Here is a 26,262-nt window from a genome sequence, read left to right on the forward strand (position 1 = left end):
TTTATGTCTAGAGGGCACCGCCGTCGACAATGATTGTCTGGGCCGTCATGGCGGCGGAGGCATTCGAGGCGAGGAACAGGCAGGGGCCGACAAGGTCTTCAGCCACCAGCACCCGCTTCAAGGACTGGCGCGCGACCATCGCCGTGATGCTGTCGTCATTCAGCCAGAGTTTCTTCTGCCGTTCGGTGACGATCATGCCCGGCAGGATGGCGTTGACGCGGATGTTTTCCGGTCCGAGCTTTCCGGCGAGGCTCTTGGTCAGGCCGATGATCCCGGCCTTGGCGGTCGCATAGGCGGGCAGCCCGCCCATGTTGAGCAGATAGGCGATCGAGGAAAAATTGACGATCGCGCCGCTGCCGGCCTTGCGCAGGTGCGGGACCGCCGCCTGCGAGACGAAGAACATCTGCTTGAGGTTGATCGCCTGGGCGTTGTCCCAATATTCCTCGGTGACCGTCTCGAATTCGTGGCGGTCGTCCCAGCCGGCATTGTTGACCAGCACCGACAGCGACCCGAGTTCCTGCGCGGCCCTGTCGACGGCGGCTTTCGTTTCCGCGACGTTGCGCAGATCGGCCTTCAGGTAGAGGACCGGATGCCGGGCGGTCTGGGACAGACGCTCGACCAGTTCTTGGCTCGGTTCGTCCGCGATATCAATGAACGCGACCTTGGCGCCCTGTGCCGCAAAACCTTCCACCAGGGCGGCGCCGATGCCGGAACCGCCACCGGTGATCAGCACGCCGCGATCGGCCAGGTCCGCATGCCGTACAGAAATATTGGCCAAAACACCCTCCTTGTCCGGCTTGGTCGCCAAGTTCTATCGCTTCGATGCGGGAAGACAAGGATGCACGACAAACTCTCGCCATCTGGGCGCGCAATGGTCTGACGATGACCATTGCAACAGGAATAGCCGTCGGCGTCGGGCTTGGCACGGTGCTCGGGACAGCCGTTTTCGACAATATCGGCATCGGTATTGCCGTAGGCATCGCGATCGGCGTTGCCCTGTCTCAATTCCTGCGTTCGCGATCGAAATAGCCCGAACGAGATTGCGGGTTCTTGCCGGCGATTGCCTTTCGAGATCATTGCATTTACGCGGAATGCGGCAGTTCCGACCATATCCCCGAGTCGGAATCCGACGCTAAAGGAACTTTCCGTGCCTCTTCCCGCCGCCGACTTCTCCCTTCCCGAAAAAACCTATGCTGCTTTCCTGTTCGACATGGACGGCACGATCCTGAATTCGATAGCATCCGCCGAACGCGTCTGGGGACGCTGGGCGGCGAAGATGGGTTTTGACGTGGAGGCATTCCTGCCGACCATGCATGGCAAGCGCGGGATCGACACGATCAGCGCACTGAACCTGCCGGGCATCGATCCGGTCGCCGAGGCCGAGGGCATCCTGCGCGGCGAGATCGAGGATGTCGAAGGGGTCGTACCGATCCCCGGCGCGGTGGAATTCCTCTCCGCGCTGCCTCCGGAGCGCTGGGCGATCGTCACGTCGTCGCCGATCGAACTCGCCAAGGTCCGGCTTGCCGCCGCCGGCATTCCGCAGCCGCGCTACATGGTGACCGCTGAAGACGTCACTGTCGGCAAGCCCAATCCGCAAGGTTATATCCTCGGTGCTGAACGGCTCGGCGTCAGCCCGTCGGACGTGCTGGTATTCGAGGACGTGCCTGCCGGCATCCAGGCGGGCGAGGCGGCAGGGGCCGACGTCATGGTCATCACGGCCACCCATTCCCATCCGATCGAAACCGGGCATTCGAAAATACCCGGCTATCTCGATGTGGTGCCGCATATCGGTGAGGACGGCCGGCTTTCGGTCCGCCGCAAGGACTGAGTCTCAGGCGGGCTGGGCCGACGCCCGCATGATGCTGATCGTCGCGAGCCAAAGCACGACGCCGAGGCCGAGCAGGCAGGCGGCGATCAGATATTGAACCGGATCCCGGCCGGTCCATGGGCCGGCAAGGAAGGCACAGGAGATTGCACCGAATACCGGCAGGATGGTCGGCGTGCGAAAATGCTTGTGCTCGACGGTGTCCTTGCGCAGCACCAGCACCGCGACGTTGACGATCGCAAAGACGCAGAGAAGCAGCAGCGCCGTGGTGCCGCCGAGCGCCGGAACGCCGCCGGCAAACAGGATCAGCGCGACCGCCAGCAGCGACGTGAAACCGATCGCGATATAGGGCGTGCGACGGCCCCGATGGACCTTGCCGAGCACCTGCGGCAGAACCCCTTCGCGGCTCATGCCGTAGATCAGGCGGCTCGCCATCATCATGTTGATCAGCGCGGAATTGGCCACCGCGAACATGGTGATGACCGCAAAGATGCCGATCGGAAAGCCGGGGGCACCGGCCTGCACGACCTTCAGCAGCGGCGTTTCGCCCTGTCCGAGTTCATCGGCCGGTACCAGCGTGATCGCCGAGATCGCCACCAGCACGTAGATGAGGCCGGTGAGGGCGAGGCCGGTCAGCAGCACTTTGGGGAACATCCGGCTCGGCTCCTTGCATTCCTCGGCCATGTTGACCGAGTCCTCGAAGCCGACCATGGCGAAAAAGGCGAGGGTGGTGGCCGCGATCACCGGCCAGAAGACACCGCCATTGTTAGGCGCCGCAAAGGTCCAGGCGCGGGAAACGTCACCTTGGCCGCCGGCGATCGCCCAGAAGCCGATGCCGATGATGATCAGCAGGCCGGTCAGTTCGACCACGGTCAGCAGCACGTTCATCTTGACGCTTTCCCCGACGCCCCGGAAATTGATGGCGGCAACCAGGGCGATGAAGCCGACCGCGATCAGCGGTACGCCCCAGGCGCCGAGATCGAGGCTGAGCGAGGTCGCGAAGTTCGAGGCGAAGGCGCGCGATGCGGTTGCCGCAGAAGTGATGCCCGACGACATCACCGCAAAGGCCACCAGGAAGGTGACGAAGTGGATGCCGAAGGCCTTGTGGGTATAGAGCGCGGCACCGGCCGCGCGCGGATATTTGGTGACCAATTCGAGATAGCTGAAGGCGGTAAGGAGGGCGACGACGAAGGCGATCAGAAAGGGCAGCCAGACCACCCCTCCGACCTGCTTGGCCACCTGGCCGGTCAGGGCATAGATGCCCGTCCCGAGAATATCCCCGACGATGAACAGCAGCAGCAATCCGGGTCCCATCACCCGTTGGAGTTCCGTCTTCTGTTCGCCCAATTCAGCGGCCGGCTTTTTCATAAACTCCTCCTGATGTTATCGATTCCCTCCGGGAGATTGTTCAATGGGAACAAACGCCGGTTGTTCCCGAAAAAAATATAGAGGTTTCAGGCCGTTCCGTCTCCAGCCCGAACACGTAATTAAAAAATTCCCGTTAGAATCTTGCACTCGGTGCAAATATCTCCTAAATGTGACGGTGTAGGCGCTGCACTGCACAAATCTGCGGCCGATATGAGTATTTTTCTCGAGCGGAGGTTCCGATGCCTTGGAATTGCCATGCGGGCTGTCAAGGTCGGCGGAATACTCGATTGCATTTTCAAACCGGTGAGTCTCTGACCATGACAGCAGATGCCGCATTCTCCGATTTCCTGCATTTCTTCCGTTCGTGGATCAGCAACCCATTGCGGGTTGCGGCGGTGGCGCCTTCGGGGGATTCGCTCGCGCGGCTGATGACCCAGGAGATCGCTCCCCTCGACGGTCCGGTCATCGAACTCGGTCCGGGCACCGGCGTGTTCACCCGTGCGCTCTTGGCGCGCGGCGTTGCTCAATCCGACCTTACCCTGATCGAATACGGTCCGGAATTCGTTCCCGGCCTGCAGCGGCGGTTTCCGGAAGCGCGGGTTCTGCAGATGGACGCGGCAAAGCTCGCCCATGAAGATATTTTCGAGGGCGAACCGGTCGGCGCGGTCATCAGCGGCTTGCCGCTTCTCTCGATGTCGCCGCGCAAGATTACCGCGATCCTCGGCGGTGCCTTTACCTATATGCGCCCGGGCGGTTCCTTCTATCAGTTCACCTACGGCCCGCGCTGCCCCGTGCCGCGGCCGATCCTCGACCGGCTGGGTTTGAAGGCCGTGCATATCGGCCACACCGTGCGCAACCTGCCGCCGGCTGCCGTCTACCGGATTTCCCGCCGCAAGCCGCTGGACCTGACGCGGGAGCGTTCCAGATATCGTGCCGAGGCAGAGGCCGGTCCGGTCCACAATCCCGACGAAGCGGGCGGCTGAACAAAATCGGATGCAATGACCAGGACGACTGATGGCGCCAAGGAGGGGCGGCGGGAAATCAAGCGCCGGCAGACCCGCGAACGCATCGAGGAAGCGGCGATGAGCCTGTTCCTCGAGCGCGGTTTCGACGCCACGACGATCGAGGAGATTGCCGAACGCGCCGAGGTCTCGAAACGCAGTTTCTTCGATTATTTTCCGTCCAAGGAAGAGGTCGTGTTCGCCTGGCAGGACGGTTTTGCCGACCATCTGATGGCGGCGATCGCGTCCAGGCCAGCGGACGAGCCGGCGGTCAAGGCCGTGCAACACGGCCTCGTCAGCGCCATCGTCTCGGCTGCGGACGAAAGGGCGATGGCGCTCGGAGAACTGATCCGTCGCACACCGGCGCTGAAGGCCCGCGACCAGCTCAAATATGCCAAGCTCGAGCTGAAGCTCACGGAAGCGCTGAAGGCTCGCAGCCGGAGCGACGAGGAGCGGCTGCGCGTGCGCCTGCTCGCCGCTGTCGTCATAGGCGCCTTGCGGGCGGCCGGAGAACTCTGGAACGAACAGCCGCCGGGCGCCTCGCTCGAAACCTTCGCGCATCAGTTCTTCGGCGATTTCTGGAAGACGCTTGCCGATTTCGGCAATGAGGGGCAGGGGCGCTGATCAGATCAGGCTGAGCGTCGCGGCCGCGAGCACCACGTAGCGCAGCGCCTTGCCGACGAACACCAGGATCAGGAAGGTCGGCAGCGGCTCCTTGAGCACGCCGGCCGCGACCGTGATCGCGTCACCGCCGATCGGCAGCCAGCTCAGCAACAGCGACCATTTTCCGTATTTCCGGTACCAGGCCTGCGCCTTGTCCAGCTTGTCATCGCTGACCGGAAACCAGCGGCTGTCGCGAAACCGCTCGACGCCCCGCCCGAGCAGCCAGTTGACTGCAGCGCCCGCCGTATTGCCGACCGAAGCAACCAGCAGCAGACCGACGAGCGAATACCGGTCGGCCAGGATAAGCCCGATCAGGATCGCTTCCGACTGCATCGGAAAGATCGTGGCGGCGATGAAGGCGGCGGAGAATAGACCTGCATAGGCGGCGAAATCGAACATGATGGAGCTATAGCCGAGCCAAATGAAAAAGGGCGGATGAAAGTCCGCCCTTTCTGTTTTCACACCAAGAAGGCTCAGGCCTGGCTGGGACGCTCGCCGTCGCCGACCGCCTTTTCGCCGGCGGTTTCGGTCTGCGCCTTGTGGCGGGTGCGCCAGTCGCCAAGGAAGAGCAGGATCGGCGCCGCGATGAAGACGGACGAAAGCGCTGCGACGGCGATACCGAAGACCATCGGCACCGCGAAGCTTTCCACAGCGCTACCACCCCAGATCGCCATCGGCAGCAGGGCCAGGAAGGCGGTCGCCGAAGTATAGAGGCTTCGGGCGAGCGTTTCGTTGATCGACAGGTCGATCACGTCGCGCAGCGACATCTTCTTGTAGAGCCGCATGTTTTCACGCATGCGGTCGTAGACCACGACCTTGTCGTTGACGGAATAACCGACCAGCGTCAGCAACGCCGCGATGGCCGTCAGGTTGAAGTCGAGACCGGTCAGCGCGAAGAAGCCGATCGTCTTCGTCACGTCGAGCACGAGCGTCGCGATCGCGCCGACGGCGAACGGCCATTCGAACCGCGCCCAGATGTAGATCATCATGGCGATCGAGGCGAGACCGACCGACAGGAAGCCGGCGGTGGCAAGCTCGCCGCTGACCTTCGGGCCGACGACTTCGGTGCGTTCCACCTTGGCGGTCTGGTCGATCTTGGTGATCTCCGCCTTCAGCTTCTCGACGGCGACCGTCTGGGCCTGCTCGCCGCCGGGCTGGCGCTCGACGCGGACAAGTACGCGGTTTTTGCCGCCGAATTCCTGCAGGGCCACTTCGCCCAGGCCGAGCTCTCCGAGGCCGGAGCGGAAGGCTGCAAGATCGGTCTGCTGCGTGGTGGTGACTTCCATCTGGATACCGCCGCGGAAGTCGACGCCGTAGTTGAGGCCTGGCGTGAAGAACAGCACGACCGAGGCGATCGACAGGATCACCGAGACGCCGATGCCGAGGAAGCGGCCCTTCATGAAGTGGATATGGGTGCCGTCCGGAACGAGCTTGATCGGCAGCAGCGGCCTGATGTCGATCTTCTTCAGCTTCCTGCGGGCGGTGATGAACACCATCGCGACGCGAACGACGGATACGGCCGTGAACATCGAGATCATGATGCCGAGGCCCATGGTGACGGCGAAGCCGCGCACGGGGCCGGAGCCGAACCAGAAGAGCAGGACCGTGGCGATCAAGCTGGTGACGTTACTGTCGACGATGGTCGAATAGGCGCGCTTGAAGCCCGCATCGATCGCTGCAAAGGCGCTGCGACCCTTGCGCGACTCTTCCTTGATGCGTTCGTTGATAAGGACGTTGGCGTCAACAGCAAGGCCGATGCCGAGCACGACGCCGGCGATGCCCGGCAAGGTCAGCGTCGAGCCGATCAGCGTCAGGCCGGCGAAGGTCAGGATGACGTTGATGAACAGCGCGACGTTCGCGAGGATGCCCCAGGTGCCGTAGAGAAACAGCATGAAGGCGACGACCAGGCCGAAGCCGATGAGGCCGGTGAAAATGCCCATTTCGATGGCGTCGGCGCCGAGGTCGGCACCGACGGTGCGTTCCTCGATGACGGTCAGCTTGGCGGGCAGGGCGCCGGCGCGCAGCAGCGCAGACAGCGTGTTGGCTTCGGAAACCGAGAAGCCGCCCGAAATCTGGCCCGAACCGCCGGTGATCGGCGTGCGGATGACCGGCGCGCTGAGAACCTTGTTGTCGAGCACGATCGCGAAGGGACGGCCGACATTCTGCTGGGTGATCTGCGCGAAGCGGTTGGCGCCGGCGCTGTCGAAGCGGAAGTTGACGACGGGTTCGTTGGTCTGCTGGTCGAAGGCGGCGCGGGCATCCGTCAGGCGGTCGCCGGACAGTTCGACGCGGTCGAGGACCGGATACTGGTTGCCGCCCTCGTCGGCGAGCATGGTGACGCCGGCCTCGCCCTGCTGGCCGAGCAGATGGAAACTCATCTTGGCGGTCGAGCCGAGGAGCTGGCGAAGGCGGGACGGATCCTGTTCGCCCGGAAGCTGCACGAGGACGCGGTCCGAACCGACTCGCTGGATGGTCGGCTCGGCGACGCCGACCTGGTCGACGCGCTGGCGGATAATTTCAAGGCTCTGCTCGACAGCCGCGGTGATGTGCGAGTTGATGCCGGCTTCCGTCTGGGCGATCGAAATCGTGTTGTCGGTCGGCGTGGTGATCGCGAGATCGCTGCCGCCGACGCTCGTGCCGAGGCCGATCGGGTTGGCGAGCGTCTGGAGTTCCGTCACGGCTGCAGCGCGCTGGGCCGCGTCGCGCACTGCAACGGTGATCGTATCGCCGGACCGGCGGATCGCAGAAGTGTTGATGTTCTTGTCGCGCAGCACGCGGCGGGCGTCCTGCAGCAGGCTCTGGACGCGTTCGTTGATCAGGTCGGGACGGTCCACCTCGAGCACGAGATGCGAGCCGCCACGCAGGTCGAGGCCGAGTGCCACGCGGCTATGCGGCAGCCACGACGGCATGCGGTCGAGCGCCGACTGGGGTATCACGTTCGGTAGAGCGACCAGAATACCGAGAATGATGATGACGGCATAGCTCGCCACCAACCATGGGGAATTTCTCATATGTTTAATCCTGCTGAGCCCGGGCCACGCTCTGTCGAGCGGTTAGGGCAGAATGCTGATGCCGTTCAAGCGCTTGGCGCGCGATATCTCAGACACGGGCCGGCGGCGCGCGCGCCAGCGAACCATGCCAGAACGGCGAGGCCGCCGGATGGGAAGACGGCTTCGAGGCGAAGGCCGGGACGAAAATCGGGAAAGTGATCTCGATGGCGCGGGCTTCCAGCGCACCGCCGCCCGCGTGCCAATGGGCGCCCGTTCCGTCCTTGCGGTCCATGGCTGCCAGTGCGCGCAAAGGTTCGCGCTTGGTCAGGTGCGGAGTGTCGCTGGTCCTGTCGGCCGAAAGAATGCCGCGGGGGAATTGCACGTCCTTGACGACACTCGACAGCAGGCCGAACAGCGCAGCGATCAGCAGAGCGGCGGCAAAGACCGGCCAGCGCGACAGGTGGCTTTCCTGTTCACGTCCGTTTCTCGTCCGCTTGTCCTGCGGAAACAGCGCCATCCGCATCAGCTCCGGAGCGTTAAAAATCCCGAAGTCTCGGCTTCGGAACGGAATGCCGCCTTCTAAAGGAGAGGTTGGAGGCGGTCAATCTCCAGTCGGCCGGGAGCGTAACGGCAGATTGCGGCGGCATTTGCGCCGATCACGGCATTGCGGGTCGGAACCGGCGCTTTTGCCGATCTGCCTGCATGAGACCATGAAGAGCCGCCTCTATTTGTGGATCGGGTCCTTCCACAGGACTTCTTCCGGCTTCTCGATGGGTTCGATATCGAGATTGACGACGATCGGGTCCTGGCCGGAGCGGCATAGCACGCATTCCAGCGTTTCGTCCGGACTGGCGTTGATCTCCTGGTGCGGTACATAGGGCGGCACGTAGATGAAATCGCCGGGGCCGGCCTCCGCCACGAATTCCAGGTTGTCGCCCCAGCGCATCCGCGCTTTTCCCTTGAGCACATAGATGATGCTTTCGAGATCGCCGTGGTGATGGGCGCCGGTCTTGGCGTTGGCATGGATCGTCACCGTGCCAGCCCAGATCTTCTCGGCGCCCGCGCGGGCGTTGTTGATCGCGGTCGCGCGGTTCATGCCGGGAGTCTGGGCGGTGTTGGGATCGAGCGAATTGCCGGGAATGACTTTCACGCCGTGCTCGCGCCAATCGACGTTGGAATGACCGTCATGGTCATCGTCATGAGGGTGGTGATGATCGTCGTGGCTATGGCTCAAGATCGTTCTCATTGACTAGGACGGGGCTCACCAACTCTTGCGAGTAGGGGGTCCGCGAGCCCCTGACCGGCGTCATGCCGGCTGGAGGCCACGTAGCTTTGCTCGAGGAACATGATCAATGGGAACATCCCAAATGTCAAAGACTTGGTAAGGAAAGAATAACTTTCCTGTTTCAAATCAACGCACTGTCACGCGCCGATAGCCCCTTTGGCCTCTCCAGCGCGAACGGCAGATCGAACCGCCGCTTGCCGGTTGCAGCGCGGATCGCGTCGTGAACACGGCGGGGTTCGTGGGTGAAGGAGGCTCAAACGCCCTGGATGAGCGGCAGGACTTCAATGGAGCCCTGGTAGATCATGTCGAGGGCCACATAGACGATGACGGCCAGGCCGACATAGGCGATCCAGCGGAAGCGGGACAGGAGTTTGGCGACGAAGTTGGCCGCCACGCCCATCAGCGCGATCGAGATGATCAGGCCGACGATCAGCACTATGGAATGTTCCTTGGCGGCACCGGCGACGGCAAGCACATTGTCGAGCGACATCGAGACGTCGGCGACGACGATCTGGGTGGCGGCCTGGAAAAAGGTCTTGTTGGCAGCCTTTTCCTTCGTGGTGGCGGCGGCATGTGCATCGTCGCTCTGGCCTTCGCGCAGTTCGTTCCACATCTTCCAGCAGACCCAGCCGAGCAGCAGGCCGCCCGCGAGCTGAAGCCCCTTGATCGCCAGAAGATAGGTGGCGACGACCGCAAACACGAGGCGCAGCACGGTGGCGGCGGAAATGCCGAAGATGATCGCTTTCTTGCGGAGTGCGGCTGGAAGACCGGCGGCAGCAAGGCCGATGACGATGGCATTGTCGCCGGAAAGAACGAGGTTGATGGCAATGACCTCGAGAAGCGCCGCAAGGCCGCCTGCGGTGAAGAGTTCCATCATGAAGCGTGAACCTGAATCGGGAATAGATCGAGGGTGTGAGGTTATGCTGATCTTCTAGTCATGCTTTTATGCGGACTGGTACAGAATATTTCCAAGCGCTTGGCAAGCGCATTTTGCGTTTTGTCAAACGGCATCGTCCGCTATCGAAGCGGATTTCGCCCGGGAAGAAGGCAGACGATCCGAGCAGCAGTTTTTTACCGCGCTCTACCTCCACTTGCCGCGACTCACCTGCCCCCTATATGGCCTCACGGCGGAACAGGTCCCCAACCTGCCACTCAAGGCGCGGAGTTTTTCGCCTCGGGAAGCTGTGGGGGCAAGCGTCCAAGGAATGAAGGAGACGTTGATGGCGCAGAAGGCCGTTGTGCTTGTCGTCGAGGATGAACCGCTGATCCGCTTTACCACGCTCGATGCGCTGGAAGAGGTCGGACATTACGTATTGGAAGCCGGCAATGCCGACGAGGCGATGGTGCTGTTCCGCAACCGCGACGATATCGACATTGTCTTCACCGACGTCAACATGGCCGGGTCCATGGATGGCATTCAGCTTGCTCAGCGTATCCGCGCCATCCGCCCGAGCATCGGCATCATCATCACGTCGGGCGTTGTCAGCCTCGATCCGATGCTTCTGCCGACCAATACGGTGTTCCTGCCGAAACCCTATCAGCACGACCTGCTGCTGTCCTCGATCCACGAGATGATGCCGGGCTGAAGACGGGCCGCCGGAACCAAGTGGCATGGCTTCCGGTTACCTCCTTCGATCAACCGGAGGAATTTCAGATGCTGAAGAGGTTCATCGCGTTTTCCGCCCTTTCGCTGTCGCTTGCGGCACCCGTCTTGGCCCAGACATCCGGCCCTGGCGCAACTCCCGCCTTGCCCGGCGCGACAGCGACCACACCCGATGCCAATTCCGGCGCCTCGAGGGTCACGACGCTTCCCGGCGTTACCGATCCGACGACCACCAACAGCACGACCGGCACTGTCGATCAGGAAGATCACTGCCAGCCGCCGGGGACGCCGAGCAATACCAATCCAAGCGCCGAAGCCCTGACGGTGCCGCGGCCTGAACAGGCGTGCAACTGATAGAGAGACGAAAACGCCTTTACTCTTCGTCAATCTCTATTAAGTTGGTAGACATTGAAGCGGCCACGGAAGCGGATCCAAAACCGTCTTCGCGTGGTCCCCAAGACAGCCTTTCGCCCAGAGCAACCAAGGACGAGGAGTGTGCTTGATGACTTATGATGTCGCCGTCGTCGGTTCCGGTTTTTCCGCAATCGCCCTTACCGTCAATCTCCTTCGCTTCCTGCCGTCCTCAGCCTCGATCGCTGTGGTCGGCGACGATCCCGGCTTCGGGCGGGGCACCGCCTACCGCACCGAATTTTACCTGCACCGCCTCAATGTGCCGGCGGCGCGGATGAGCGTGTTTCCGGATCGGCCGGACGATTTCGTCGAATGGCTGCGCCGCCAGGGCAGGGCGGCCTTTCCTGAGGATTTCGCCTCTCGCGGCGACTACGGCCTCTACCTGCGCGACACGCTGGCCTCGCTGCTGAGGCCCCGCGAGCGGCGCGCGCATGTGGATTTCATCCGGGCCAAGGCCACCGCCTGCGTCCACTGCGAACAGGACGGGCTCGTCTTCCATCTCGACAATGGCGGCGAATTGCGCGCCCGTACCGTTATCCTGGCACTCGGCGTCGGCAATGCCGATCTGCCTCTGCCGAAGGATCGCATCGATTCGGCCGTCGGCGCCCGAACCATCGACAATGCTTGGCGGCTCGGGTGGCTTTCGCGCGTGGGCCGTACCGACGAACTCTGTATCTTCGGCTCTGGGCTAACGATGATCGACCAGGTCCTGTCGCTGCGGGCCCAGGGCCATCGCGGCCGCATCCATGTCCTGTCGCGGCGCGGATTGGTGCCGCACCCGCATCCGACCCGGCGCGCCGCTCCGGTCACGCCCGACCTGCCCGATACCCGGGAGATCAGCGCGCTGCTTCACGCTTTGCGCCGGCAGGTGGAGAACGGTGCCGACTGGCGGGGCGTCGTCGACGGCCTGCGACCCCAGACACAGGCTTTGTGGCAGAGCCTCAGTGCTGTTCAGCGGTCCCGTTTCCTTCGGCACGCGCTGGCCTGGTGGAATGTCCACCGCCATCGTATCGCGCCTGAGGTATTTGCGCGCTTCGATGCGCTTATGAAGGACGGCACGGTTACCGTGCATGCAGGCTTCCTCCGCTCGATCGACCGGGATGGCGAGGGTCCGCGTGTCCAGTTCAGGCAGCGCGGCACGCCGGACATCCTCTCTCTCCATGCCGACTGGATCGTCAACTGCACAGGTATGGAGCGCGCCGGCATCGGCCATTCGCCGTTGCTGACCGAGATGCGCAATCGACAAATGATCTCCATGGACGAGCTTGGACTTGGCATTTGCGTCGATCGGCAGTCTCGGGTTCTCGACCCGGACGGCCGGCCGCAGCCGGGCCTGTTTGCAGCCGGAGCGCTCACCGCCGGCCAGTTCTGGGAGATCACGGCGGTGCCGGATATCCGTGTCCAGGCGAAGGCGCTTGCCGAAGAGATTACGACCCAGATCGCCCGCGCTGCGCCGCGGACGGCCCGCATCGCGTGATCAGGCATTCTCTGAGCATGATTTTCTCCTGACGGGATATCTGCGGCAGGTTCCTTGCTTTCATGCTGCGGTACCCACGCTAATCTGGAGAAACTCATTGCGCAGAGAGGAATTTCCATGGCCCTGAAACTCGTCGGTCTTGCGGGTAGCTATAACCGCCCATCCAAGACCTTTGCGCTGGTCGAACACATCGCTTCCGTGGCGGCCGAGCGTTATGGATTCGACGTCCGGCTCCACGACCTTACCGATGTCGGGCCGTCTCTCGGTCAGGCACAACGCCAGGGCGATCTTGACGAAGCAGCCACCAGGGTGCTCGCCGATGTCGTGGAGGCCGATTTCCTGATCGTCGGCTCGCCGACCTACAAGGGCAGCTATCCTGGCCTCTTCAAACATTTCATCGATCTGATCGATCCGGAACAACTGCGCGCCAAGCCGATCCTGATCACCGCAACCGGCGGCGGCGACCGGCATGCACTGATGGTCGAACATCAGCTTCGGCCGCTGTTCGGCTTCTTCATGGCCCATACATTGCCGACGGCCGTCTACGCCTCCGATCGCGATTTCACCGACTATCGGATCGTCTCGGAGTCCCTGCAGCAACGGATCGGCTTTGCCGTCGACGAGCTTGCCGCCTTCTTCCCCGTCCGGGAACTCGCTGCCGCCGAGTAACTTTACTTTCGCCGGATTTGTCGTCATCAATCCCCGGCATCGCAATCCGGAGGGGAACGCATGACGATCGAAGAAGACATGGCGAAGATCGCGGAACAGGAGAAGGCACTTGTCTTCGACCGGTTCGACCTGACCACTGCCTGGGACCTCGGATCGCTGCTTCGCCACATGGCCGTCGAACGGGGCCTGAGCGTCGTCATCGACGTGCGGCTGCATTCGATGTCGGCCTTCTACACGGCATTGCCGGGCACCACCGCAGACAACGAAAACTGGGTACGCCGCAAGCGCAATCTGGTGTTCCGCTTTTTCCAGTCGAGTTATGCAATCGGGCGGAAGCTCGAGCTCCAGGGTGATACGGTGGAAAGCCGATACGGTATTCCCGCAGCGGACCACGCGCCGCATGGCGGCAGCTTTCCGATCAAGGTCGCCGGTGTCGGCTGCATCGGGGCGGTGACGGTGTCGGGCCTGCCGCAGCGCGAGGATCATAACATGGTCGTCGAAGCCCTTGCCCGAATGACCGGCAAGGATATCTCCACACTCCGTCTCGACTAAGGAGATATGCCATGGCGCAGGCCGACATAAAGACCCCCGGGGAAGTTTTCACCTTCTGGTTCAAGGAGCTGACCCGCAAGGACTGGTTCGAGAAGAATGAGGCGCTCGACGAGGCAATGCGCCGGCATTTCGCGGCCACTCATCTTTCGCTTGCCCGCGGCGACCTCGACGCCTGGCGGACGTCGCCGGAAAACCGGCTGGCGGCGGTGATCGTGCTCGACCAGCTTTCCCGCAACCTCTATCGCGGCACCCCGCTTGCCTTCGCAACGGATTGGCTGGCCTTGCGGGAGGCCAGGCTGGCGATCGAGGCTGGCGCGGATATGGCGGTCCTGCCCGAGCAGCGCGGCTTCTTCTATCTTCCCTTCGAGCATTCGGAGACGCTCGCCGATCAGGATCGGTCGGTTGAACTCTTCGCCTTGCTGGGTGATGCGGAATATCTGGACTATGCGGAACGTCACCGTGCGGTGATCCGCGAATTTGGTCGTTTCCCGCATCGCAATGCGCTGCTCGGCCGGGAATCGACCGCCGCCGAACTCGAATATCTTGCCAAGCCCGGCGCCGGTTTCTGATCTCGAAGTAATTATCGGCGGAACATGCGTGCGACGGCAATCAGGATGCATGCACCGATGAAGCCGGCGATCAGGTAGCCGATCCAGCCGCCGAGCACGACGCCGAAGACGCCGAGAATGGCATTGGCGATGATGGCGCCGACAATGCCCAGGATGATGTTCATGATCAAGCCCATGTCGCTTTTCATGAACTTTTCGGCGAGCCAGCCGGCAATGCCGCCGATGATGATGGCTGCGATCCAGCCGATACCTGCCTGTTCCATGACTTACCCTCAATGATTGTTGGGACGGGGAAACGCGAAGAAATGTTCCAGGTTCCAGGAATTGGAACAATTCCTGGAACCTGGACTACAGCATTCCTTTTCTTCGCCCAGAAGTCACTCTATTTTCGCCGACGAATCCGATCGAAAGACAAAAGAGCAGACATTTGACAGAACTTCCCACGACCGGCCCTTCAACCGTTCAGCGCATAACCCGCGTGCTGTTCGCCGCACTCATGATCGCCGCCGTCCAGCTGGGCTCGTCGTCGCATGTGTTTGCCCAGACGCAACAGCAGGCGCAGGGACAGCGCCAGGAGCAGGTGCCACCCGACGTCACCCTCGATTCGATCAATTCGGACATGAAGGGCAAGATAGACACGATCCGTCAGCGGCTCGATAGCTTCCGCAACCGGATCCAAAGCGACGCCGATGACGATGCGCGCCTTGCGGAACTCAGGGTTCAGGCGGAAACGATCGTCGGCGAAATGCGCTCGGCCTCGGATGCCATGCGCACTCGCGTCGAACAGATCCAGGCCCGGCTTAAGAGCCTCGGCGAGCCGCCTGCGGCCGGCCAGCCTCCGGAAGCGCCCGCGGTCGTTGAAGAGCGCAATCGGCTGTTGAACGAGCGCTCCGAGCTCAATCTGATCGTCGACGACGCCGGCCAGCTTTCCAACAGCGCGACCCAGGTCGCCAACACGATCACCAATCTGCGCCGTACGCTGTTTACCCAGACGCTGTTCCGCCACACCGAGCTATCGGGCGAATTGTTCGCCGATGCCGGCCACGCGTTCGTCGCCGAAGTCGGGAATTTCGGCTCCACCTTCAGCGGCTGGATCAGTTTCGTCTGGAAATTCAAGAAGCTGCAGCTGCTGGGCGCTCTGGCGCTGTCACTTGGCGCGGCCATGCTCTTCCTGTCCGGAGGATACCGGCTGTTCGGGCGCTTCATCCGGCGAAACGACCACGAGCATCCTTCCTACATAAGGAGATTGTCGGTGGCCTTCTGGTCGACGGTGATCCAGACCGTGGCGCTGGCGGCCTTTCTGCTCGCTTCCTTCCTGTTCCTCGACGGCTTCAACGTGCTGCGGACGGATATCACGCCGATCGTGGTGACCTTCTTCGGCTTCGTCTGGTTCGTCAATTTCGTCTGGAAGCTCACCTATGGCGTATTGGCGCCGGGCGAGCCGGAGTGGCGGCTCGTCCGCATCACCAATCGCGGCGCCCGCCTGCTGACCCTTGCCGTGCTCGCCATGGCGATCGTCAACGGGCTCGACTATCTGCTCGGCGCGATCAGCGAGGCGCTGAATTCGCCGCTGGTTCTGACCATCGTCAAAAGCCTGCTCGCTTCGGTGATCATCGGCCTGATCCTGATTGCCATCTCCTTCGTCCAGCCGCGGCTTGTCGAGGGTGAAGATCCCGATGGGCCGGGACATCGGTGGCCGCGGTACTTTCCGCTGTTCCTCCGTGTCATGGGTCTGCTCCTGATCCTGTCGGTTCTGACGGGATATGTGGGGCTTGCCCGGTTCGCTTCGACCCAGATCGTGCTGACAGGTGCGGTGATCGTGCTGATCTATATCGGGCTCCTGTCGGGCAGGGCGGTTTCGAAACAGGGATCGTTCACGGATACGGCGGTCGGCCGCCGGCTCGCCGAAAGCTTCAGTTTCGGCGAGGTCTCCCTCGACCAGGCAGGGCTCGTTGCTGGACTTGGCATCTACGCCTTTGCGCTGATCCTCGGCATCCCCCTCATCCTGCTGACCTGGGGCTTCCAGATCGCCGATATCGAAGCCTGGATCTACAGTTTCTTCACGCAGATCCGGATCGGCAACATCTCGATCTCGATCGTCGGCATCCTCGGCGGCATCCTGCTTTTCGGCCTCGGTTTCGTCGTCACCCGCTGGGTACAGAAGTGGATCGACGGCAATGTGCTGGCGCGCAGCCAGGTGGATCTCGGGGTCCGCAACTCGGTCAAGACCGGTATCGGTTACCTCGGCATCGGGCTTGCGGTGATCGTCGGCGTCTCGGCCGCGGGCATCGATCTCTCGAGCTTCGCGCTGGTGGCATCCGCGCTGTCGGTCGGCATCGGTTTCGGTCTCCAGAATATCGTCTCGAACTTCGTCTCCGGTCTGATCCTGCTCGTCGAGCGGCCCTTCAAGGTCGGCGACCATGTGGTGACCGGGGCGACAGAAGGTATCGTCAAGCGCATTTCGGTGCGCGCCACGGAGATCGAGACGTTCCGCAAGCAGTCGATCATCGTGCCGAATTCCGACCTCATCAATTCGCCGGTCGGCAACTGGACGCATCGCAACAAGATCGGGCGTTCCGAGGTGCCGGTCGCGGTGAGCCACCACACCGATCCGCAGAAGGTGATGGATATCCTTCTGGAACTGGTCGATCAGGTGCCGGAAGTGCTGCGCAATCCGGAACCGCATGTGGAGTTTCTGAGCTTCGGGCCTTCCTCGCTCAATTTCGAACTGAGGTTCCATCTGGCCGACATGGGCGAGGGTTTGAGGATCCGCAACAATCTGCGGATCGCCATCCTCAGGCGGTTCAAGGAGGAGGGGATCGATATTCCGTTCCCGCAGCAGGAGATCATCTTTCATCGGGGCCGGCCGATCCTGCCGGAGGAGAACGATGCAAGAGGGGGCGCGTAACGGCCCTCTCCCCGAGCCCCGCGCGGCCATTCTGATGATCGTCGCGGGCGGGCTCCTGGCATGTCGTAAACAGGCGTTTGGCCCGCCTGTCGGAATTGCATAGTCCCTGCAGTTTGCGAAAAGGCCGCACGAGGCCGAAGAGGGGTTCATTCCATGAAGACACATGCACGGGCGGTGGTGATCGGCGGCGGCGTGGTCGGTGTTTCGACGCTTTATCATCTGGCGAAAAAGGGCTGGAGCGATGCCGTCCTGATCGAACGCAAGGAATTGACCTCCGGTTCGACCTGGCATGCGGCGGGCCTTCTGCCGCTTTTCAACCTCTCCTATTCGGTCGGCCAGCTGCACAAATATTCGGTGCGTTTCTATCAGGAACTGCAGGAAGAGACCGGCATGAATGTCGGTTTCTCGAAAGTCTCGAACATCCGTCTCGCCCGCACCAAAGACCGCTGGGAAGAGTACATGTATTATGCCGGGATCGCCGAGACGATCGGTGTCACGGTCAACGTCCTGACGCCCGAACAGGTGAAGGAGATCTGGCCGCTCTGCGAGATGGATGGAATCCTCGGCGCCATCCAGCATCCGGACGACGGCTATATCCAGCCGGCGGACCTCACCCAGGCGCTTGCCAAGGGCGCGCGCGACCTCGGCGCCACGATCTATCGCAACACGACCGTCACCGCCATCGAACAACAGCCGGACGGGCTCTGGAAAGTGACGACCGACAAGGGCGAGATCACCGCCGAACACGTCATTTCCTGCACCGGCAACTTCGCCCGCAAGACCGGCGAGATGGTCGGCATCAACATTCCGGTCATACCGGTCGAACACCAGTACATCGTCACCGAACCGCATCCGGCGATCCAGGAGCGCAAGGCCAAGGGCCTGCCGGAAATGGGGGTCCTGCGCGAATCGGACTCCTCCTGGTACATGCGCGAGGAGAATGGCGGCCTGCTGCTCGGGCCTTACGAGGTCGGAGCACCCGTCTGTTACGTCGACGGTCCGTCCGACGAGAGCGAATACGAGCTCTTCAACGAGGAACTCGACCGGCTGATGCCCCATATCGAGACCGCCATCGTGCGCGTGCCGGCCTTCGGCGAAGTGGGTATCAAGAAGGTCTATAACGGCGCGATCGCCTATACGCCGGACGGCTCGCCGATCGTCGGTCCGGCGCCCGGCCTCAAGAACTTCTGGCTGAACGAGGGCCATTCCTTCGGCATCACCGCCGCTGGCGGCGCCGGCTGGCAGCTGGCGGAATGGATCGTCGATGGCGAACCCACCGTCGACATGATGGGCGTCGATCCGCGCCGCTTCGGGCCTTACGCAACGGAAGGCTACCTCATCGAGAAGAACGAAGAGGCCTATGCCAATGTTTTCACGATGCATTATCCTGACGAGGAGCGTTCTGCCGCGCGTCCGTTGAAGACGACGCCGGTCTATGACCGGCTGAAGAAGATGGGTGCCGTGTTCGGCTCCGTCTACGGCTGGGAACGCGCCAACTGGTTCGCGCCTGAAGGTTATGAAGTGCCTGCGGAAGACCTCGGCGTCGGCGTCGACGTGCTGACCGGCCACAATCATGCGCCGGCACTGGAAGATGGCCGGATCGTCGAAAAATGGTCTTTCCGCCGCTCGAACTATTTCGACCACGTCGGCAACGAGGTCAAGAATGTCCACGAGAATGTCGGCGTGCTCGACATGTCGGCCTTCGCCAAGATGGAAGTGTCCGGCCCGGGTGCGCGCGCTTTCCTCGACTCTATCTTTGCCAATGCGATCCCGAAGAAGCGCGGCCGCATCGCGCTCTGCCACCTTCTGACCAAACAGGGTGGGGTGCGTTCCGAGTTCACGGTCTACGAATGGGCACCGGATCGTTTCTATCTCGTGTCGGCGGGCGCCTATGAGGCGCATGACCAGGATTACCTGCGTAAGCTCGCCCCGACAGATGGCTCGGTCAAACTGACCCAGATCACCCAGAGGCTCGGCGTGCTGGTTCTGGCAGGCCCGAAGTCCCGCCAGGTTCTGAAGAAGCTCACCCGCACCAGCCTCGACAACAAGGATTTCCCCTGGCTGTCCGGCAAGGAGATTTCCGTCGGCATGGCCTCCGCCCATGCGCTTCGCGTCAACTTCGTCGGCGAGCTTGGCTGGGAACTGCATCACCCGATCGAGATGCAGAACTATATCTTCGACAAGCTGATGGAAGCCGGCGCCGAATTCGGTATCAAGCCTTTCGGCATCCGAGCCATGCTCTCGATGTCGGTCGAGAAATCCTACCGGCTCATCCCGCGCGAAATGTCGATCGAGTACAATGCCTACGAGTCCGGCCTCGACCGGTTCATCAAGACCGACAAGGAATTTCTCGGCAAGCAAGGCCTGCTTTCCTACAAGGAAAAGGGGCTGCGGTGGAATTTCTGCACGCTGGTCATCGAAGGCGCCAATGATGTCGATGCCCGCGGTTCGGAGGCGATCTACAACGAAGACGGCGAATTGATCGGCCGCGCCACCAACGGCGCCTACGGCTGGCGTATCGGCAAGTCGTTGGCGCTTGCGATGGTCAAACCGGGCTATGCAGAGACCGGCACCAGGCTCAAGATCAAGATTCTCGGCAGCCTCTACAACGCCAGTGTTGTGCCGGAAAGTCCGTTCGACATGGACAACACTGCGCTGCGGGCCTGAAAACCGGCTAAAAGTAAGAAGTCATTGACGTTAGCGGGCGGTCTTCGGGCCGCCCGTACCGTTTTGATACCGTAGTGCTGCCCTGATTAACGGTTCTGCAAAGCGTTTCCACTAGGGATGTTATCAGAGGGGATAATATCTTATTCGATAGGGGCACCATGACATTCCTCGGCATCTCCGGGATGCAGTATTCCGGCCAATCACTGGCAAACTCCCGCATCCTGCTTGCGGAGGATTCGAACGTCTTTACGTCGATGATCGGGACCCGGCTCAGGGAGCTGTTCGGCATCGAGGTCGAGATCTGCCGCAACTTCGAGGAATTGCAGTTCGCCTATGACCGCTCCGCCGAGCCGGTGATGCTGGCGATTTCCAATATCAATCTGCCAGGCGCGGAAAACGGGGAAGCGCTGGAGTATCTCGTCGATCTGTCGATCCCAACCATCGTCTTTACCGGGACCTTCCATGAAGAAACCCGCGACAAGCTGCTGACCAAGGATATCGTCGACTATATCCTCAAGGACAATGTCTTCGCGGTTGAAATGCTGGCCGAATCGGTCTGCCGGTTCCTTACCAATCATCGCCACCACGTCCTGATCGTCGACGACAGCCCGACCGCAAGAGCGCTGCTCTCAAGCCGCCTGAAGCGCTACAATTTTCGGGTCAGCGTTGCGGAGAACGGTGCCAAGGCCTTGGATATTCTCAAGAAGAACCCGGATATCGGCCTCGTGGTCACCGACTACAACATGCCCGATATCGACGGCTTCGAACTCACCCGACGCATCCGTTCGGTGCGCGGCTCGCACGAGCTCAGGATCATCGGCGTGTCGTCCTCTTCGAACCGGCTGCTTTCGGCCCGCTTCCTGAAGGCCGGCGGCAATGACTTCATGCTGCGCCCCTTCATCGACGAGGAATTTTACTGCCGCGTCAACCAGAACCTGGATACGCTCATCCAGATCCGGTCGATGCAGGCAAGACGCCAGGAAACGGCGGTGAAGAACGTCGCCTGATCCCCGAGGAACTCCGTATGCCGTACCTTCTAAGCCAGCATTCCCGGGAGAAGGAGCGTCTGACCTACGGTTTGGCGCCGCCGTCGCGCATCGAGATGGAGGCGGCTCGTCCGACTGCCGATCCGTTGACCGGTTTTGCCAACCTGAAGGAATTTTACCGGCTTGGCGAACCGTTGGTCGGGGAATGTCTTTCCGAGGGGATATCCTGCGCCGTCGCGATCGTGGACATCGACCATTTCCGGCGGTTGAACGCTGTCCATTGCGAAGAAATCGTCGCCCAGGTCGTCAAGACCACCGCCGCCAGGCTTGGTTCCGCGTGTCGCGACAACCGACATTTTCTTGCGCGGCTGGGTGACGAAGAGTTCGGCATGCTGCTGGTCGGCCTCGACGTAGCCGCTGCGACGGAATTCTGCGAGAAACTGAGGCTTGATATTGCCGGCATCAGGATCGTTTCCGGCGATGTCGATTTTTCGATGACCGTTTCGATCGGACTGGCGGAGGTCTGCGGCCCGGAAACGTTCGACAATTATCTCAACGCCGCAGAACAATTCCTGTTCATGGCGAAAAGCCATGGCCGGAATCGGGTGTTTTCGGATTATACAATAGCGCTGCAGGCGGCAGGCTGACCCGCCGCAATCCCACGGCTCAGGCCACGACGCCGGTGCGCGACGTATTCATGTTGAGCTTGCGCTCGGCCCGCTCCTGCTGCGGCGAACGGTTATAGACCTCCCGATAACATTTCGAGAAATGCGACGCGGACACGAACCCGCAGGCAACCGCCACCTCGACCACGGGCATCGAGGATTGCACGAGCAGGTGCCTTGCCCGGTCGAGCCGGATCTCCAGATAATAGCGCGCCGGCGAGCGGCCCATTTCCTGGCGGAACAGGCGTTCGATCTGGCGCCGGGAGAGGCCGGCGTCGTCGGCGATCTCGACCAGCGACAGCGGTTCGGAGAGGTTGTTTTCCATGACCTCGATGATCGTCAGAACCTTGGCGTTCTGGACGCCGAGGCGCGCCCGCAGCGGCAGGCGCTGGCGGTCGTGCGGGTTGCGGACACGGTCCGTCAACTGCTGCTCGCAGACGCGGTTGACGAGGTTCTCGCCGAAATCCTGGCTGATCAGGTTCAGCATCATGTCGAGCGAGGCGGTGCCGCCGGCGCAGGTATAGAGGTTCGAATCGACCTCGTAGAGATCCGCATAGACTTCCGCCTGCGGGAATGCCTCGGCAAAGCCCGGCAGGTTCTCCCAGTGGATCGCACAGCGCTTGCCGTTCAGCAGCCCGGCCTGGGCGAGGACATGCGCTCCGGTGCAGAGGCTTCCAACGGCAATGCCGCGGTTATAGGTCTCGCGCAGCCAGGCGTTGACCGACTTGTTGTTGAATTCCTCCACGTAGACGCCCGAGCAGACCAGAACCATGTTTGGACGGTTTTCACCGGAGAGGTTGCGACGTTCGTCGGCGAGAGAAGAGTTTACTTCGATCCCGATGCCGCTCGAGGAATAGACCTTTTCGCCGTCGGCGGAACAGAGCCGCCAGGTATAGGCCGAGTATCCGAGCATGCGATTGGCGATTCGCAGCGTCTCCACCGCTGCAGCAAAAGGCAGCATGGTGAAATGGGGAACAAGAAAAAAGACGAGAGAGCGCTTTGCTGCCGGGTTTTTGGTCATCACATTCATGCCGTCATTCCCCTTGTTCGTGGCCGTACATTGCGGCCCGCTTTTCTTCAAAAGCGACATTGGCACGGGGAAAGGCGGCGGAGAAGGGCTTTGGACGACAGGCTGATAACATTTTTGCGACATAAGCGGGTCGCAGACGTAATTGCCAAAGGCGATAGGCTCAAAGCGTGTCTCAGACTACATGGCCCGCTTCGCTGTTCGCGTCGGCGGGCCATGGAGCGGGAGGGTTATCGGCGATGCGGTGCGGCATTGGTCGTCGGCCATCCGATGTCCTTGCGGATTTCTGCCGGCAGACCTTCCAGCATTCTTTCGGTCTGGCGACGACGCCATTGATCGCGAAGGCTGATAACCGCGTCCAGGGCAGGGCGGATGAGCGAGGCGAACGATGACGGCCGGGACCGGGAGCGATCGCTCTCCTGATAGGTGATCATAGTCATGTCAGTTCTCCTTGAGTGTCTCATGGGACAACGCTCAGTCGGGACAATGAACGCCATCAATCCATCAATCAATCGGATGCAAGTTATGCGTCTCATGAAATTCTGTTTGGTATCGACGCTTGCTTCCGATGTTTTTGAGTATGCCGCCGGTTTGACATTCAATCAAACGAAATGATATGGTGCTTAAGTTCAGAATTATTGATAGAGGCTGACATGACTGTCCCATTCCGCCCGCCGCTTCCGCTGCTCGATAATGACGTATTGCGCACGTTCGTGGCGATTGCCGAAACCGGCAATTTCTCGACCGCGGCCGATGCAGTTCTGCGTACGCCGTCAGCGGTCTCGATGCAGATCAAGAAACTGGAAGAGCAGTTGAAGACGACGCTCTTCCTGCGCGACGCTCGCTCGGTGTCGCTGACGCAGCATGGCGAGATGCTGCTTTCCTATGCGCGGCGCATGCTGGCGCTCTCCAACGAGGCAGTGTCACGTTTCGTCATGCCGGAACTCTCCGGCGTGGTGCGTCTCGGCGCGCCGGACGATATCGCCGAACGCCTTCTGCCGAAGGTGCTCAAGGATTTTGGCGAAAGCTTTCCGGGCATCATGGTCGATGTCACGGTCGATATGAGCGTTGCGCTCAAGAAGCGCATGGACGAGCAGCGGCTGGACCTGGCGCTGATCAACTGCGCCACCCGGCCTTTCTCGACGGCCGGAGAGATGATTCATACGGAACGACTGGTCTGGGCCGGCGCCAAATGCGGCACCGCCTATCTGCGCGATCCGCTGCCGATCTCCGTCTGGGAAGACGGATGCGTGTGGCGACATGATGCAATCTCTCAGCTCGAGAAGCACAAGCGGAGCTATCGCATCGCCTATGCCAGCGCCCATACGATGGCGCAGCGCGCCGCCGTGCTGTCCGATCTGGCGATCGCGCCGTTCCCGCGCTCCTATGTCACCGACGACATGCAGATACTCGGAGCGAAGGAGGGCCTGCCGGAGCTCATCAACTTCGATATCCGACTGTTGACGGCACCGCAGCTTTCCGTGCCCGGCAAGGCCGTGGCCGAAAGCATCCGCGAAGCTTTCGGCTCGCTGGTCGCCGCTGCTGCCTGATCCTACTCGCGGCCGCGGCGACGTCTGCGGCCGCCTTCTCCCGAAGCCTCGGCCGGCGCCTTGCGCTCCGGCAGGGTGATGACTGCCGCCAGGTGCGGGAAGGCATCGACCTTGTTCGGCAGGGCCATGGCATAAACGAAATGCTCCTGGAATTTCGGCTCCAGGGCTGTTTCGATCTTCTCGATCCTGCGCACGGTTTCCTCGATCTCGCGGCGGTAGCCGCGGTTTAGCAGGCACATCCGCGCTCCCGTGCCGGCGGCATTGCCGACCGATTTGACGCGGCCCAGATCGCAATCCGGGATGAGGCCCAGCACCATCGCGTATTTCGGATCGATGAACGTGCCGAAGGCGCCGGCGAGCCCGATGCGGTCGACATGGTCGACACCCTGCTTGTCCATCAACAGCTTGACGCCGGCATAAAGCGCCGCCTTGGCGAGCTGGATGGCGCGCACGTCGTTCTGGGTCACTGTGATGCGCTGCTCGCCGTCATGCACGAGATAGGAGAAGGTCCGGCCATTCTGGAGGATGCGCGGGCTGCGCTCCGCCATCGTGCCGTCCACCACGCCGTCTTCCGAGATCAATCCGGCGAGATACATTTCGGCAATCACTTCGATGATCGCCGAACCGCAGATGCCGGTGATCCCGGTCGCAGCGGCTGCATCGGCAAAACCCGGCTCGTCCGACCAGGGCTCGATGCCGATCACCCGGAAGCGCGGATCGAGGGTTTCGGCGTCGATGCGGATACGCTCGATGGCGCCGGGTGCTGCCCGCTGGCCCGACGAGATTTCGGCACCTTCGAAGGCCGGACCGGTCGGCGAGGAGGCCGCGACGACACGGGTCGAATTTCCGAGCACGATTTCCGCATTGGTGCCGATGTCGACCAGCAGCATCATCTCCTCCTGCCGGTGCGGACCTTCCGACAGGGTTGCCGCCGCGGCATCGGCACCGACATGGCCGGCAATGCAGGGCAGGAGATAGGTGCGGGTGCCGTCGTTCATCGGCAAGCCGATCTCGGAGGATCTGACCTTTACCGCTCCGGAAACGGCAAGCGCAAAGGGAGCTCCGCCAAGTTCTGTGGGATCGATCCCGAGGAACAGATGGTGCATGATCGGATTACCGACGAAGACGCTGTCGAGAATGTCGGCGCGGGACACGCCGCCGTCGGCGCAGACCTTGCCGATCAGTCCGTTCAGCGCCTCGCGCACGGCTAACGTCATCGCCTCGCGCCCGTCCGGGTTCATCATCACATAGGAAACGCGGCTCATCAGATCCTCGCCGAAGCGGATCTGTGGGTTCGATGTGCCCGCCGACGCCACGGTGCGACCCGACAGCAGCGACGACAGATGCATGGCGATCGTCGTCGAGCCGATGTCGCAGGCTATCCCGTAGGCCTCGTTCTTCAGGCCGGGATAGAGCGCGACGAGGCGGGCGCGATCGTCGTCCCGGTCCTTGTGAATGGCCGCCGTGACCTTCCATTCGCCCTTGCGCAGGATCTGCTGGACCTTGGGAATCAGATGGAAATCAACATCCAGATCGTCGAAATGCCACTCGGCGGCAAGCGCCGCCTTCAGGCGGTCGAGATCGCCGAGCGGTTTTTCCATGTCGGGCTCTTCCACCTCGACATAACACATGCGGATCGCCGGATTGCGGTCGAAGACACGCTCGTCGGCGGCCTTGCGGACCACCTGCGCGTTGATCACCGTATCCTGCGGCACGTCGACGACGAGATCGCCGAGGATCTGGGTCGAGCAGGAGAGGCGGCGCCCCTCGGGAAGCCCGCGCACGCGGTCGTAGCGCTCTTCCTTCGGGCCGAGCGGCGACAGGTGGTCGTTTGCCGAGGTAATGCCGTGCTTGGCGAAATGTCCTTCCTGGACCGAGACCTGGCAGCGCCCGCAGGTCGCCCGCCCGCCGCAGACGCTCTCCACATAGACGCCAAGCTGGCGCGCGGCATCGAGCACCGGCGTGCCGACCGGAAACCGGCCGCGTTTGCCGGACGGCATGAAGAGGACGAGGGGATCTCTCTTGGAAATATCCGCCATGATACCT

At 61.9% G+C, this 26,262-nt stretch carries 26 protein-coding genes; 15 read left to right on the plus strand and 11 right to left on the minus strand.

Translation table 11 applies throughout. The features are described from left to right. Positions 1-7 precede the first annotated feature (7 nt). Entirely contained in the window at positions 8-778 is a 771-nt protein-coding gene (locus tag C5J26_RS20635; protein WP_105403591.1) for an SDR family NAD(P)-dependent oxidoreductase, read from the minus strand. Positions 779-822: 44 nt separating this feature from the next. On the opposite strand from C5J26_RS20635, the gene C5J26_RS20640 reads away from it, so the two are divergent. Beyond that, on the plus strand, positions 823-1,029 hold the full coding sequence (locus C5J26_RS20640) for a hypothetical protein (RefSeq protein WP_105403478.1): 207 nt from the start codon (positions 823-825) through the stop codon (positions 1,027-1,029). A 118-nt stretch (positions 1,030-1,147) separates the two neighbouring features. Further along, positions 1,148-1,828, plus strand: a complete 681-nt coding sequence (locus tag C5J26_RS20645; protein ID WP_105403592.1) for an HAD family hydrolase — start codon at positions 1,148-1,150, stop codon at positions 1,826-1,828. Between the two features lie 3 nt (positions 1,829-1,831). Here C5J26_RS20645 and C5J26_RS20650 read toward each other — a convergent pair whose 3' ends face one another. Beyond that, positions 1,832-3,193 (minus strand): APC family permease, encoded by a 1,362-nt coding sequence (locus C5J26_RS20650; protein WP_105403479.1) that lies wholly within the window; start codon positions 3,191-3,193, stop codon positions 1,832-1,834. 317 nt (positions 3,194-3,510) lie between these two features. Here C5J26_RS20650 and C5J26_RS20655 point away from each other — a divergent pair, with 317 nt between their 5' ends. Next, positions 3,511-4,176 (plus strand): class I SAM-dependent methyltransferase, encoded by a 666-nt coding sequence (locus C5J26_RS20655; RefSeq protein WP_105403593.1) that lies wholly within the window; start codon positions 3,511-3,513, stop codon positions 4,174-4,176. 15 nt (positions 4,177-4,191) lie between these two features. Further along, positions 4,192-4,818: a TetR family transcriptional regulator gene (locus tag C5J26_RS20660; RefSeq protein WP_105403480.1), complete on the plus strand. Its 627-nt coding sequence runs from the start codon at positions 4,192-4,194 to the stop codon at positions 4,816-4,818. Here the strand turns inward: C5J26_RS20660 and C5J26_RS20665 are convergent, their stop codons facing one another. The 5 genes from C5J26_RS20665 to C5J26_RS20685 form a co-directional block, all read right to left on the minus strand. Beyond that, entirely contained in the window at positions 4,819-5,256 is a 438-nt protein-coding gene (locus tag C5J26_RS20665; RefSeq protein WP_105403594.1) for a YqaA family protein, read from the minus strand. It lies immediately after the preceding gene. Positions 5,257-5,330: 74 nt separating this feature from the next. Then, a complete protein-coding gene (gene secD / locus C5J26_RS20670; RefSeq protein ID WP_105403481.1) occupies positions 5,331-7,868 on the minus strand; it encodes a protein translocase subunit SecD in 2,538 nt (845 codons plus the stop codon). Positions 7,869-7,956: 88 nt separating this feature from the next. Further along, the gene (locus C5J26_RS20675) at positions 7,957-8,364 is read right to left on the minus strand and encodes a hypothetical protein (RefSeq protein ID WP_105403482.1); all 408 of its coding nucleotides are present in this window, start codon (positions 8,362-8,364) and stop codon (positions 7,957-7,959) included. A gap of 207 nt (positions 8,365-8,571) precedes the next feature. Continuing rightward, positions 8,572-9,081 (minus strand): cupin domain-containing protein, encoded by a 510-nt coding sequence (locus tag C5J26_RS20680; RefSeq protein ID WP_245441228.1) that lies wholly within the window; start codon positions 9,079-9,081, stop codon positions 8,572-8,574. Positions 9,082-9,385: 304 nt separating this feature from the next. Next, on the minus strand, positions 9,386-10,006 hold the full coding sequence (locus C5J26_RS20685) for a YjbE family putative metal transport protein (RefSeq protein ID WP_105403595.1): 621 nt from the start codon (positions 10,004-10,006) through the stop codon (positions 9,386-9,388). 346 nt (positions 10,007-10,352) lie between these two features. Between C5J26_RS20685 and C5J26_RS20690 the strand changes: the two genes are divergently transcribed. The 6 genes from C5J26_RS20690 (at position 10,353) to C5J26_RS20715 (ending at position 14,413) form a co-directional block, all read left to right on the plus strand. Then, a complete protein-coding gene (locus C5J26_RS20690; protein WP_105403596.1) occupies positions 10,353-10,718 on the plus strand; it encodes a response regulator in 366 nt (121 codons plus the stop codon). Between the two features lie 68 nt (positions 10,719-10,786). Continuing rightward, complete coding sequence (locus C5J26_RS20695) at positions 10,787-11,089, plus strand: hypothetical protein (protein ID WP_172745978.1); 303 nt, start codon at positions 10,787-10,789, stop codon at positions 11,087-11,089. A gap of 148 nt (positions 11,090-11,237) precedes the next feature. Then, positions 11,238-12,623 carry an FAD/NAD(P)-binding protein gene (locus C5J26_RS20700; protein WP_105403485.1) on the plus strand — a complete coding sequence of 462 codons (1,386 nt, stop codon included), beginning with the start codon at positions 11,238-11,240 and terminating at the stop codon, positions 12,621-12,623. Between the two features lie 117 nt (positions 12,624-12,740). Then, complete coding sequence (msuE, locus tag C5J26_RS20705; protein ID WP_105403486.1) at positions 12,741-13,292, plus strand: FMN reductase; 552 nt, start codon at positions 12,741-12,743, stop codon at positions 13,290-13,292. 60 nt (positions 13,293-13,352) lie between these two features. After that, the gene (locus tag C5J26_RS20710; protein ID WP_105403487.1) at positions 13,353-13,844 is read left to right on the plus strand and encodes a heme-degrading domain-containing protein; all 492 of its coding nucleotides are present in this window, start codon (positions 13,353-13,355) and stop codon (positions 13,842-13,844) included. Between the two features lie 11 nt (positions 13,845-13,855). Then, positions 13,856-14,413 carry a DUF924 family protein gene (locus tag C5J26_RS20715; protein WP_105403488.1) on the plus strand — a complete coding sequence of 186 codons (558 nt, stop codon included), beginning with the start codon at positions 13,856-13,858 and terminating at the stop codon, positions 14,411-14,413. 11 nt (positions 14,414-14,424) lie between these two features. On the opposite strand, the gene C5J26_RS20720 is transcribed toward C5J26_RS20715, so the two are convergent. Next, entirely contained in the window at positions 14,425-14,676 is a 252-nt protein-coding gene (locus C5J26_RS20720) for a GlsB/YeaQ/YmgE family stress response membrane protein (protein WP_046599797.1), read from the minus strand. Between the two features lie 164 nt (positions 14,677-14,840). On the opposite strand from C5J26_RS20720, the gene C5J26_RS20725 reads away from it, so the two are divergent. The 4 genes from C5J26_RS20725 (at position 14,841) to C5J26_RS20740 (ending at position 21,621) form a co-directional block, all read left to right on the plus strand. Further along, on the plus strand, positions 14,841-17,321 hold the full coding sequence (locus C5J26_RS20725; RefSeq protein ID WP_245441229.1) for a mechanosensitive ion channel domain-containing protein: 2,481 nt from the start codon (positions 14,841-14,843) through the stop codon (positions 17,319-17,321). 153 nt (positions 17,322-17,474) lie between these two features. Then, positions 17,475-19,988, plus strand: coding sequence for an FAD-dependent oxidoreductase (locus C5J26_RS20730; RefSeq protein ID WP_105403489.1), 2,514 nt, complete (start codon positions 17,475-17,477; stop codon positions 19,986-19,988). A 158-nt stretch (positions 19,989-20,146) separates the two neighbouring features. Further along, positions 20,147-20,995, plus strand: a complete 849-nt coding sequence (locus C5J26_RS20735; RefSeq protein ID WP_105403490.1) for a response regulator — start codon at positions 20,147-20,149, stop codon at positions 20,993-20,995. 17 nt (positions 20,996-21,012) lie between these two features. After that, the gene (locus C5J26_RS20740) at positions 21,013-21,621 is read left to right on the plus strand and encodes a GGDEF domain-containing protein (RefSeq protein ID WP_105403491.1); all 609 of its coding nucleotides are present in this window, start codon (positions 21,013-21,015) and stop codon (positions 21,619-21,621) included. A gap of 19 nt (positions 21,622-21,640) precedes the next feature. Here the strand turns inward: C5J26_RS20740 and C5J26_RS20745 are convergent, their stop codons facing one another. Together C5J26_RS20745 and C5J26_RS20750 are read right to left on the minus strand one after the other, a co-directional pair. After that, positions 21,641-22,660 carry a GlxA family transcriptional regulator gene (locus tag C5J26_RS20745; protein ID WP_046667158.1) on the minus strand — a complete coding sequence of 340 codons (1,020 nt, stop codon included), beginning with the start codon at positions 22,658-22,660 and terminating at the stop codon, positions 21,641-21,643. Between the two features lie 236 nt (positions 22,661-22,896). Beyond that, entirely contained in the window at positions 22,897-23,106 is a 210-nt protein-coding gene (locus C5J26_RS20750; protein ID WP_105403492.1) for a hypothetical protein, read from the minus strand. Positions 23,107-23,319: 213 nt separating this feature from the next. Between C5J26_RS20750 and C5J26_RS20755 the strand changes: the two genes are divergently transcribed. Then, positions 23,320-24,216: a LysR family transcriptional regulator gene (locus C5J26_RS20755; RefSeq protein ID WP_105403493.1), complete on the plus strand. Its 897-nt coding sequence runs from the start codon at positions 23,320-23,322 to the stop codon at positions 24,214-24,216. 2 nt (positions 24,217-24,218) lie between these two features. Here C5J26_RS20755 and C5J26_RS20760 read toward each other — a convergent pair whose 3' ends face one another. After that, positions 24,219-26,255, minus strand: a complete 2,037-nt coding sequence (locus C5J26_RS20760; RefSeq protein ID WP_105403494.1) for an ASKHA domain-containing protein — start codon at positions 26,253-26,255, stop codon at positions 24,219-24,221. Positions 26,256-26,262: the final 7 nt, after the last annotated feature.

The organism is Neorhizobium sp. T7_12 (assembly GCF_002968535.1).
In the GTDB taxonomy this organism is placed as follows: domain Bacteria; phylum Pseudomonadota; class Alphaproteobacteria; order Rhizobiales; family Rhizobiaceae; genus Neorhizobium; species Neorhizobium tomejilense.